This is a genomic window from Cellulosimicrobium sp. NPDC030954 (assembly GCF_055571305.1).
Window position 1 is genome coordinate 1 of sequence record NZ_JBVIFN010000001.1, and the last position, 11009, is coordinate 11009.

General features: G+C 75.4%; 7 protein-coding genes. All 7 read left to right on the top strand.

Translation table 11 applies throughout. The features are described from left to right. Positions 1-316: 316 nt before the first annotated feature. Entirely contained in the window at positions 317-1522 is a 1206-nt protein-coding gene (gene pdhA / locus ACZ402_RS00005) for a pyruvate dehydrogenase (acetyl-transferring) E1 component subunit alpha (protein WP_375823956.1), read from the top strand. Next, on the top strand, positions 1519-2511 hold the full coding sequence (locus ACZ402_RS00010) for an alpha-ketoacid dehydrogenase subunit beta (protein ID WP_375823955.1): 993 nt from the start codon (positions 1519-1521) through the stop codon (positions 2509-2511). Before pdhA ends, ACZ402_RS00010 begins: the two co-directional genes overlap by 4 nt. A gap of 56 nt (positions 2512-2567) precedes the next feature. Beyond that, entirely contained in the window at positions 2568-4034 is a 1467-nt protein-coding gene (locus ACZ402_RS00015) for a dihydrolipoamide acetyltransferase family protein (protein ID WP_375823954.1), read from the top strand. 473 nt (positions 4035-4507) lie between these two features. Then, positions 4508-5125 carry a DUF6766 family protein gene (locus ACZ402_RS00020; RefSeq protein WP_375824132.1) on the top strand — a complete coding sequence of 206 codons (618 nt, stop codon included), beginning with the start codon at positions 4508-4510 and terminating at the stop codon, positions 5123-5125. 190 nt (positions 5126-5315) lie between these two features. Next, positions 5316-6824 (top strand): MFS transporter, encoded by a 1509-nt coding sequence (locus ACZ402_RS00025; RefSeq protein ID WP_375823953.1) that lies wholly within the window; start codon positions 5316-5318, stop codon positions 6822-6824. 130 nt (positions 6825-6954) lie between these two features. Next, positions 6955-9168, top strand: coding sequence for a molybdopterin oxidoreductase family protein (locus ACZ402_RS00030; RefSeq protein ID WP_375824131.1), 2214 nt, complete (start codon positions 6955-6957; stop codon positions 9166-9168). Next, positions 9165-11000, top strand: a complete 1836-nt coding sequence (locus ACZ402_RS00035) for an FAD-dependent oxidoreductase (protein ID WP_375823952.1) — start codon at positions 9165-9167, stop codon at positions 10998-11000. Before ACZ402_RS00030 ends, ACZ402_RS00035 begins: the two co-directional genes overlap by 4 nt. Positions 11001-11009: the final 9 nt, after the last annotated feature.

Consider the following 11009-nt stretch of genomic DNA (forward strand, 5'->3'; position numbering starts at 1 on the left):
CCACCCGCTTCACCAAACGCGCCGCCTACTACCGCTCCGAACTCACCATCGCCGCGATCATCCTCTGGCTCCGCGATTCACCGGACACGCCCTAGGGCGGGCCCCCGTCGGCGCGGGGGCCGCCCGGTGGGGATTGGAGGATCCCTACAGCCCGTCCCGGCGGATCTTGGGCGACACGTCGGCAGCCGAACCTACGGTGTCGTAGCCTACGCTTGCGTAGGCTACGGAGACGTAGGTTCCGACGGCGCCCCGACCGGGCGCCTCCTGCCCCCGAGCGGGCCGGCCGCACGGCCGAGCCGCACCGAAGGAGAGTCGCGTGACCGAGAACGACGCGAGAACCGCCGCGCGGGACGGCGCGAGCACGCCCCCCGACCTCCCCGACGTCGCCGGCGGTCCCGACGACGCCCCCCTGCTCCAGCTCGTGACGCCGGCCGGAGCCCGCGTCACGACCCCCGAGACGGACGGCTACCGCGAGCGCGTCGCCCACCTCGACGCCGCCGCCCTGCGCGGTCTCTACCGCGACATGGTGCTCACGCGCCGCTTCGACGACGAGGCGACGTCGCTCCAGCGGCAGGGCGAGCTCGGCCTGTACGCGCAGGCGAAGGGCCAGGAGGCGGCGCAGATCGGCTCCGGGCGCGCGCTCGCCCCGCAGGACTACGTCTTCCCGTCCTACCGCGAGCACGGCGTCTCGCACGTGCGCGGCATCGACCCGACGGCGCGCCTGCGCCTCTTCCGCGGCGTCGACCACGGCGGGTGGGACCCGACGGAGCACAACGTGCACCTGTACACGCTCGTCATCGGGTCGCACACCCTGCACGCGACCGGGTACGCGATGGGCGTCCAGCGCGACGGCCTCGTCGGGTCGGGCGACCCGGAGCGCGACGCGGCCGTCGTCACGTACTTCGGCGACGGCGCGACGTCGCAGGGCGACGTCAACGAGGCGCTCGTGTTCGCCGCGGTGAACAACGCGCCCGTCGTCTTCTTCTGCCAGAACAACCAGTGGGCGATCTCCGAGCCGACGACCAAGCAGTCCCGCGTGCCGCTCTACCGCCGCGGCGGCGGGTTCGGCGTCCCCAGCGTGCGCGTCGACGGCAACGACGTCCTCGCGTGCTACGCGGTGACCGCCGAGGCGCTCGAACGGGCGCGCGCCGGCGGCGGCCCGACGTTCGTCGAGGCGTTCACGTACCGCATGGGCGCGCACACGACGTCGGACGACCCGACCAAGTACCGCTCGCGGGCCCAGGAGGAGTACTGGCGCCGTCGCGACCCGATCGACCGGCTCGAGAACCTGCTCCGCGCCGAGGACGCGTGGGACGACGCGTTCGCCGCCGACCTCGCGGCCGAGGCCGATGCGCTGGGCGAGCGGCTGCGCGACGAGGTGCGCGCGCTGGCCGCGCCCGACCCGTCGACCATGTTCGACCACGTCTACGCGACCCCGAACGCCGTGGTCGAGCGCGAGCAGGCGTGGTTCGCCGACTACCAGCAGTCCTTCGAGGAGCCGGCCGCGGAGGTGGCCCGATGAGCGAGAACAAGACCCTGACCCTCGCCCGCGCGATCAACGAGGGCCTGCGCCGGTCGCTCGAGACCGACCCCAAGGTCCTGCTCATGGGCGAGGACATCGGTGCGCTCGGCGGCGTGTTCCGCGTGACGGACGGGCTCCAGAAGGACTTCGGCGAGGACCGGGTGGTCGACACGCCGCTCGCGGAGTCGGGCATCCTCGGCACCGCGATCGGCCTCGCGCTGCGCGGCTACCGGCCGGTGTGCGAGATCCAGTTCGACGGGTTCATCTTCCCCGCGTACGACCAGATCACGACGCAGCTCGCGAAGATGGGCTACCGCTCGGGCGGGAAGCTCCAGGTGCCCGTCGTGATCCGCGTGCCGTACGGCGGCGGGATCGGTGCGGTCGAGCACCACAGCGAGAGCCCCGAGGCGCTGTTCGCGCACACGGCCGGTCTGCGCGTCGTGTCGCCGTCCACGCCGCAGGACGCGTACACGATGATCCAGGAGGCCGTCGCCTCGCCGGACCCGGTGCTCTTCTTCGAGCCCAAGGGCCGCTACTGGGAGAAGGGGCCGGTCGACGTCGCGGGCCGCGGCGAGGGCGCGACCGTGCTCGACCGCGCGCGCGTCGTCCGTCCCGGCACCGACCTCACGCTCGTCGCGTACGGCCCGACCGTCGCGACCGCGCTCCGCGCCGCCGCGGCGGCCGAGCAGGAGGGGCGCAGCGTCGAGGTCGTGGACCTGCGCAGCATCTCCCCCCTCGACACCGCGACCGTCGTGGAGTCCGTGCGCCGGACCGGGCGCTGCGTCGTCGTGCACGAGGCCCCGACCTACCTGGGCTCGGGCGCCGAGGTCGCGGCCCGCGTGACGGAGGAGTGCTTCTACTCGCTCGAGGCGCCCGTGCTGCGCGTCGGCGGCTTCCACACCCCGTACCCCGTCGCCAAGATCGAGCACGACTACCTGCCGAGCCTCGACCGCGTGCTCGACGCCGTCGACCGCGCGTTCGCGTTCTGACGCGCGTCCGCCGCGACCTCGACAGCGCCGACCGGGACCACCAGGAGGACCACGCAGTGCCCACCTTCGAGAAGTTCAACCTCCCCGACGCGGGCGAGGGCCTCACCGAGGCCGAGATCGTGCAGTGGCACGTCGCCGTCGGCGACGCCGTGACGGTCAACCAGACGATCGTCGAGATCGAGACGGCCAAGTCCCTCGTGGAGCTCCCGTCGCCGTACACGGGCGTCGTCACGGAGATCCTCGCGCCCGAGGGGACGACGGTCGAGGTCGGCGTGCCGATCATCGTCGTGGACACGGACCCGTCCGGTGCCGCGCCGGCGCCGAGCGCGCCCGCCGGCGTCGTGCCCGACGGCGCGGACGCGGTCCCGTCGCCCGCCTCGCCCGCGGGCGCCGGGTCGGAGGGCGCGACGCCGTCCGCCGCGGCCGGTGGCTCCGGCTCGGTGCTCGTGGGGTACGGCACGGTGGAGCCGGGCACGGCCCGTCGCCGCCGCCGCGCTCCGGACACGGCCCCGGCCGCCGCGCCGGCGGCAGCCGTCCCGGCGCCTGCCCCGGCAGCCGCCCCCGTGCCCGCGGCGAGCAAGCCGACCCCCGCGTCCGCCGCCGTCGCTCACGTGCACCTGCCGGTGCTGGCGAAGCCGCCGGTGCGCAAGCTCGCCAAGGACCTCGGCGTCGACCTCGCGAGCGTCGCGGGCACCGGGCCGGGCGGGATCGTCACGCGCGAGGACGTGCAGGCGTACCACGAGCAGGCGAAGGCGCAGCCGCTCGCGACGTACGCCGACGACGACCAGCCGTGGCTCGCGTCCGGCGCCGTCACCCCGGACGGCCGCCAGACGCGCGTGCCCGTGAAGTCGGTGCGCAAGCGCACCGCCGAGGCGATGGTGACGAGCGCGTTCACCGCCCCCCACGTCACCGTCTTCCACACGGTCGACGTCACCAAGACCATGCGGCTCGTGCACACGCTGCGCGAGGACCGGGAGTTCGCCGACGTGCGCGTCACGCCGCTGCTCGTCACCGCCAAGGCGCTGCTCCTCGCCGTGCGCCGCCACCCGGAGATCAACGCGAGCTGGGACGACGCCGCGCAGGAGATCGTCTACAAGCACTACGTGAACCTGGGGATCGCGGCCGCGACGCCGCGCGGGCTCGTGGTGCCGAACATCAAGGACGCGCACCGCCTCGACCTGCACGGCCTCGCGGGCGAGATCGCGGACCTCACGTCGACCGCGCGGGCGGGCCGCACGTCGCCCACCGACATGTCCGACGGCACCATCACGATCACGAACGTCGGCGTGTTCGGCATCGACACGGGGACGCCGATCCTCAACCCGGGCGAGGCCGCGATCCTCGCGTTCGGCGCGATCCGCGAGCAGCCGTGGGTCCACAAGGGCAAGATCAAGAAGCGCTGGGTCACGCAGCTCGCCCTGAGCTTCGACCACCGCCTCGTCGACGGCGAGCTCGGCGCGCGCGTGCTGGCCGACGTCGCGAAGGTGCTCGAGGACCCGGCGCGCGGCCTCGTCTGGGGCTGAGCCCGCGCGGTGCTCCGCTTGCGGGCACCCGGGGAACGGCGAGCAAGGGCCTCGGAGGGCCCGGTGAACCTCACCGGTGTCGTTCGAGGGAGGTCGGGTGCGCAGCGCTCGGGGCAGGGCGGTCCGGCCGACGGCGGGAGCCGGGCCGGGGGACCGGCGCCGGGCTCGGGCAGCGATCCCCGCGGGCGCGCACGTCGGTCTCGCGGCGCTCGGCCTCGCCGCGTGCGCCGGGCCGGGGAGCGCGGACGCCCGGGCCGTCGTCGAAGGAGCTCGCCGCCGCGGTCGCCGGGGGTGACGGCGCCGCCGCGTGCGCGCTGATCCTGCCCGACGCCGTGGACGCGCTCGCCGCGGACGAGGGCGAGCCGTGCGCGGACGTCGTCATCGCACCGGACGGGCCGCTCGCCGCGCTCGCCGCGGCCGGGGACGACCTCGTCGTCGAGGACGTCCACGTGGCCGGCCGGCAGGCGCAGGTCGTGACGGCGACCGACACGCTCTTCCTCGCCGTGTCGGGCGACGGCTGGGTCGTCACCGCGGCGGGCCTCGACCCGGTGACGTTCGGCCAGTACGTGGCGTCGTCGGCGTTCTGGGTCGACGTCACCGAGAACTGGCAGTCCGAGTACCTGCAGTTCCTGCTCTTCATCACCGCGACCGTGTGGTTCGTGCAGCGTGCCTCGCCCGAGTCGAAGAAGCTCGACGAGGCGGGCCGCGAGTCCGACGAGGACCAGAAGGTGGGCGAGCACGCGACCCCCGACTCCCCTGCCTGGTCGCGGGCCGGAGGCTGGCGGCTCGCGGTCTACTCGCGCTCGCTCTCGCTCGTCATGGGCACGATCTTCCTCGGCTCGTGGGCGGCGCAGTCGGCGGCGGGCGCCGTCGCGTTCAGCGAGGAGCGGCTCCGCGACCTCGAGGACCCGGTGCCGTGGACCGAGTACCTCTCGATGCCCGACTTCTGGAGCCGGACGTTCCAGAACTGGCAGTCCGAGATGCTGGCGGTCCTGAGCATGGTCGTGCTCGCGATCTACCTGCGCGAGCGCGGGTCGCCCGAGTCGAAGCCCGTCGGCTCGTCGCACGAGGCGACGGGCGTCGAGGGCTGACCCCGGACGGCTCCCGCCGCACGTCCTCGTGCCGCGTGACCGTCCCTCGCCCCGGGTCGCGGGGCGCTCACAACGGTGCCGCACCGGGTGTGCGGAAGACCTCACACGGGCTTAACGACGGCCGCGCGCGGGGGAAACACGGCGTTCCTAGCGTCCTCGGTACTGACCGGGACCTGCTGAAGGAGCCGCCATGTCCGCGCCCACGAGCCCCACCACCCACGAGGGTGAGCAGTCCGCAGACCACCCCTCCGGCACGCCGGCCACCACGACCGCCGCGGCCCCCGCGCCCGGGGCCACGACCGCCGTCGGGCCGACGACCGCCCCGGCCGCCGGCCGCACGGCGACCGTCCCCACCCACCGCTCGGGGCGGTGGATCGACCGCTGGGACCCGGAGGACCCGACGTTCTGGCGCGACGGCGGCCGGAAGGTCGCGACGCGCAACCTGTGGATCTCGGTCTTCGCGGAGTTCCTCGGCTTCGCGGTGTGGGCGCTGTGGTCGATCGTCGTGCCGCAGCTCCCCGCCGCCGGGTTCACGTTCACGGTCGACCAGCAGTTCTGGCTCATCGCCGTGCCGAGCCTCGTCGGTGCGACGCTGCGCATCCCGTACACGTTCGCGGTGCCGCTGTTCGGCGGCCGCAACTGGACCGTGGTCTCCGCGCTCCTGCTCCTGCTCCCGACGGGCGCGCTCGCGGTCGCGGTGCAGGACCCGGGGACGCCGTTCGGCGTCATGCTCGCGGTCGCGGCGCTCGCGGGCTTCGGCGGCGGGAACTTCGCGTCGTCGATGGCGAACATCTCGTTCTTCTACCCGGAACGGGAGAAGGGCAAGGCCCTGGGCCTCAACGCCGCGGGCGGCAACCTGGGGACGGCGGTCGTGCAGCTCGCGGTGCCGCTCGTCGTCGTCGGTGGCGCGGGCGTCGCGCTGGAGCGTGCGGGGCTCATGATGATCCCGTTCGTCCTGCTCGCGGCGTTCCTCGCGTGGCGGTTCATGGACAACCTGTCCACGGCGAAGGCCGACCCGAGGTCGTTCGCCGCCGCGACGCGGAACAAGCACACGTGGATCATCTCGTTCCTCTACATCGGGACGTTCGGGTCGTTCATCGGGTACGCCGGGGCGTTCCCCCTGCTGCTCAAGGGCCAGTTCCCCGAGGTGACGCTCTCGATCGCGTTCCTCGGCGCGCTCGTCGGCTCGGTCACGCGGCCGCTCGGCGGCGTCATCGCGGACCGGGTGGGCGGCACGCGCGTCACCATCGCGTCGTACGGCGTGATGGCGCTCGGGGCGTTCGGCGCGATCCAGGCGCTCCAGTCGCACAGCTTCGGCCTGTTCTTCGCGTCGTTCCTCGTCCTGTTCGTCGCGACGGGCATCGGCAACGGCTCGACCTACCGCATGATCCCGGCCGTCTTCCAGGCGAGCGCCGTCCCGGGCGGCGCGCTCGACGGGCCGACGGCGGTCGATGCGGCGGCGCTCGACGAGGCCCGGGCCCGCGCCCGCAAGGCCGCGGCCGGGTGCATCGGCATCGCGGGGGCGATCGGGGCGTTCGGCGGGTTCCTCATCCCGCGCGGGTTCGCCGCCTCGACGAGCCTCGCCGGCTCGCTCGTCCCGGCGCTGTGGGCGTTCATCGGGATGTACGCGGTCATGGCGGTCGTCGCCTGGGCCGTGTACCTGCGCAAGGGGTCGGCGCTCGCGTCGGCCGGGATCTGAGCGGAGGCCACGAGTGCCGTCCGCTCCCACGTCCGCCGCGCCGGGGGTCTCCGAGGCCCCCGGTGCGGTGCCGGCCGCAGCCGCGCGAGCCGCCGACACGCACTGCCCGTACTGCGCGCTCCAGTGCGGCATGCGGTTGTCCCCGTCGGACGAACCGGGTCCGTCGACACCGCTCCCGGTGACGGTCGCCCCGCGCGACTTCCCGACCAACCGCGGCGGTCTGTGCCAGAAGGGCTGGACGAGCGCGACGGTCCTCCGCGCGACGGACCGGATCACGACCCCGCTGCTGCGCGGGAGCGACGGCGAGCTGCACCCGGCGTCGTGGGACGAGGCGCTGGACGTCGTGGCGGCCGGGATCGCGCGCGTGCAGGCGGAGCACGGCCGGGACGCGGTCGCGGTCTTCGGCGGCGGCGGCCTGACGAACGAGAAGGCGTACGCGCTCGGCAAGTTCGCCCGCACGGTGCTGCGCACCGCGAACATCGACTACAACGGGCGTTTCTGCATGGCCTCGGCCGCGGCGGGAGCGAACCGCGCGTTCGGCGCCGACCGCGGGCTCCCGTTCCCCCTCGCCGACCTCGGCGGAGCGGACGCCGTGCTCCTGCTCGGCTCGAACCTCGCCGAGACGATGCCACCCTCGGTCCAGCACCTCGCGGGTGTGCGCTCGCGGGGCGGGCTCGTCGTCGTGGACCCGCGCCGCAGCGCGACGGCAGCGCTCACGGGGGAGCCCGGGGACGTCGTCGGGCAGGTGGGCGTGCCCGACGGCGGGCGCTCTCCCGGGCGCCTGGTCCCGCCTCCGGGCGCGGGGCCGGTGGGCGACCAGGGCGTGCACCTCCAGCCCGTGCCCGGCACGGACCTGGTGGTGCTGCTCGCGCTGCTGCACGTCGTGGTCACGGAGGGGCTCGCGGACGCCCAGTACCTGGACGGGCGGACGACGGGGTTCGACGACGTCCGGCGCTCCGTCATGGCGTGGTGGCCCGAGCGGGCCGAGACCGTGTGCGGCGTCCCGGCCGACCGGCTGCGGTACGTGGCCCGGCTGCTCGCCGCGGCGTCGCCCGCCCGCGGTGGTTCGGGTGCGTACGTGCTCACGGGCCGCGGCGTCGAGCAGTCCTCGCAGGGCACCGCGACGGTGACGGCGGCGATCAACCTCGCGCTCGCGCTCGGGCTGCCGGGCCGCATCGGCTCTGGCTACGGCGCGATCACCGGCCAGGGGAACGGCCAGGGCGGGCGTGAGCACGGGCAGAAGGCGGACCAGCTCCCGGGCTACCGCACGATCGACGACCCGTCGGCCCGCGCGCACGTCGCGGGCGTCTGGGGCGTGGACCCGGCGACGATCCCCGGCCCGGGGATGCCCGCCGTCGAGCTGCTGCGCTCGCTGGGCCGGCCGGCCGGACCGGACGGGACCGGAGCAGGTCCGCGGGCGCTGCTCGTGCACGGGTCGAACGTCGTGGTCAGCGCACCGGACGCGGACCGGGTGACCGCGAACCTGCGCGCCCTCGACCTGCTCGTGGTGTGCGACCTGGTGCCGTCGGAGACGGCGCTCCTCGCGGACGTCGTGCTGCCCGTGACGCAGTGGGCGGAGGAGGAGGGCACCATGACGTCGCTCGAGGGGCGCGTCATCCGGCGCCGTCGCGCGGTCGACGCGCCCGGCGAGGCGCGCTCGGAGCTGTGGATCCTCGCGGAGCTCGCGCGTCGCCTGGGCTCGTCGGTCTCCATCCCGACGGATCCCGCCGTCGTCTTCGACGAGCTCGCGCGCGCGTCCGCGGGCGGCGTGGCCGACTACTCGGGCCTGAGCCACGCGCGCCTCGACGCGGACGAGCGCGACGGCGGCCCGGGGCTGTACTGGCCCGTCCCGAGCGCGGCGCACCCCGGCACGCCGCGGACGTTCCTCGACCGTTTTGCCACGCCGGACGGCCGCGCGCGGATGGTCGCCGTCGACCACGTCGGGCCGACCGACGACGTGCGCCCCGACGCCCCGCTGTACCTCGTCACCGGGCGCGTGCTCCAGCACTACCAGTCGGGCGCGCAGACGCGCCGCGTGGCGGAGCTCGACCGCCTCGTGCCGGAGCCGTTCGTCGAGCTGCACCCGGTCCTCGGCCTGCGGCTCGGGGTCGGCGACGGCGACCGCGCCCGCCTCACGACGCGTCGCGGCGAGATCGAGGCCGTCGCCCGGTGGAGCGACCGGATCCGACCGGACACCGTCTTCATGCCCTTCCACTGGAGCGGGGAGGGCAGCGTCAACCGCGTCACGACGGACGCGACCGACCCGATCTCGGGCATGCCCGAGTTCAAGGTGTGCGCCGTGGACGTGCGGCGTGCACCCGGCACCCAGGAGGTGGGCGCATGACGCGCGTCGTCGTGGTCGGCAACGGCATGGTCGGGTCACGGTTCGCGAGCGACCTCGTGGCGCGGTGCGGGACCTCCGCGGGGCCGACGGCCGTCGAGGTCACCGTGCTGGGGGCCGAGGAGTACGAGCCGTACAACCGCGTGCTGCTCAGCGAGGTCGTCGCGGGCAAGGTCGACGTCGCGGCGATCGGGCTGCCCGGCGCGGACGACGCCCGCGTGACCGTCCGGCGCGGCACCGAGGCCATCGCGATCGACCGCGCCGCGCGCCGCGTCGTCACGGGGGAGGGGGCGTACCCGTACGACGTCGTCGTGCTCGCCACGGGCGCAGCCGCCCGGATCCCCGGCCTGCCGGGTCTGACGGACCTGCCGGGCGGCCTGCGCCGCGGCGCGCACGCGCTGCGCACGCTCGACGACGCGCGCGAGATCGTCGCGGCGTCGGTCAACGCCCGGCACGCCGTGGTCGTCGGGGCGGGCGTGCTCGGGCTCGAGGTCGCGTGCGGGCTCGCGCGCCGCGGCGTCGCCGTGAGCCTCGTGCACGGGGGCGGGAGCGTCATGGACCGCCAGCTCGACCGCGCCGCGGGCGACGTCGTCGCGCGCAGCCTCGCGGGGCTCGGCGTGCGGACCTGGACCCGTGCCCGCACCGAGCGCGTCGTCGTGGAGTCGGGCTCCGTGCGCGGCGTGACGCTCCGGGTGCCCGACGGCGGGGCTCCCGCCGGGCCGTCGGCCCGCCCGGATGATGGCGCCGAGGGAGCGGGCGACCACGCGACGCGGCTCGTCGACCTCGAGGCCGACCTGCTCGTGCTCGCGTGCGGCACCGTGCCCGAGGCCGGGCTCGCGCGCGCGGCGGGCCTCGCGGTCGACCGGGGCGTCGTCGTCGGGCCGGACCTGGCGAGCCCCGACGACCCGCGCGTGTTCGCGATCGGCGACTGCGCGCAGCCGCCCGAGGGCGGGACCGGGCTGATCGCGCAGGGGTGGGACCAGTCGCGCCGCCTCGCGGAGCACCTCGCGGAGCGGTGCGCGAGCACGACCGACCGGGACGACGCGGGGAGCCCGGGCGCCGCGCAGGGGGCGGCGTCGGGGCGCCCACGGCTCCGCCTGGGGGTCGACGCCGACCGACCGAGCATGGCGCTGCGGCTCGCCATGAACGTCGTCGCGCGCCCGGTCGGGGAGGCGCCCGCGCCGTCGGCGCAGGGCCGTCCCGGGGTCGCCGCCCGCCGTGCGGGACCCGGGTCCGCGGGTCGTCCGCGCCCTGCTGCGCCCGGGAACCCCGGTGCGGACGAGCGCCCACGGGCCGGGACCGACGTCGTGCGCGTGAAGGCGGCGGGGCTGGAGATCGTGACGATGGGCGTGTGCGGCGAGCGCCGCGCGCCCGATCCCGCGCACCGCTCCGTGACGCTCAGCGACCCCGTGTCGGGACGGCACGTCGAGGTCGTCGTCGCGGACGGGCTGCTCGTCGGCGCGACGTGCGTCGGCGCGCCCGAGGTGGGTGCCGACCTCACCGCGACGTACACGCGCCGGGTCCCGGTCCCCGCGGACCCGGCCCACCTGCTGCTGCGCCCGGTCGCGCAGGCCCCCGCGCCGGCGTCGTCCCCGACCCACATGACCGACCGCACGACCGTCTGTACGTGCAACGGCGTGACCAAGGGCGACGTCGTCGGATGCTGGCACGACGGCGCCCGCAGCGTCGACGACGTCGCGCGGGCCACGCGCGCGACGACGGGCTGCGGGGGCTGCAAGGACGTCGTGTGCGGTCTGGTCGACTGGCTCGCGAAGGCGGACCCTGACCAGCCGCAGGACGAGGCGACTCCGGCGCGCGCCGGCCTCGGCACGTGAGATCGGCGG

What these genes read in the sequence shown, in the direction of transcription:
- ACZ402_RS00025 (WP_375823953.1), top strand. Translation starts at nt 5,316, where the DNA reads ATGTCCGCGCCCACGAGCCCCACCACCCACGAGGGTGAGCAGTCCGCA.
- ACZ402_RS00030 (WP_375824131.1), top strand. Translation starts at nt 6,955, where the DNA reads ATGCGGTTGTCCCCGTCGGACGAACCGGGTCCGTCGACACCGCTCCCG.
- ACZ402_RS00035 (WP_375823952.1), top strand. Translation starts at nt 9,165, where the DNA reads ATGACGCGCGTCGTCGTGGTCGGCAACGGCATGGTCGGGTCACGGTTC.
- ACZ402_RS00010 (WP_375823955.1), top strand. Translation starts at nt 1,519, where the DNA reads ATGAGCGAGAACAAGACCCTGACCCTCGCCCGCGCGATCAACGAGGGC.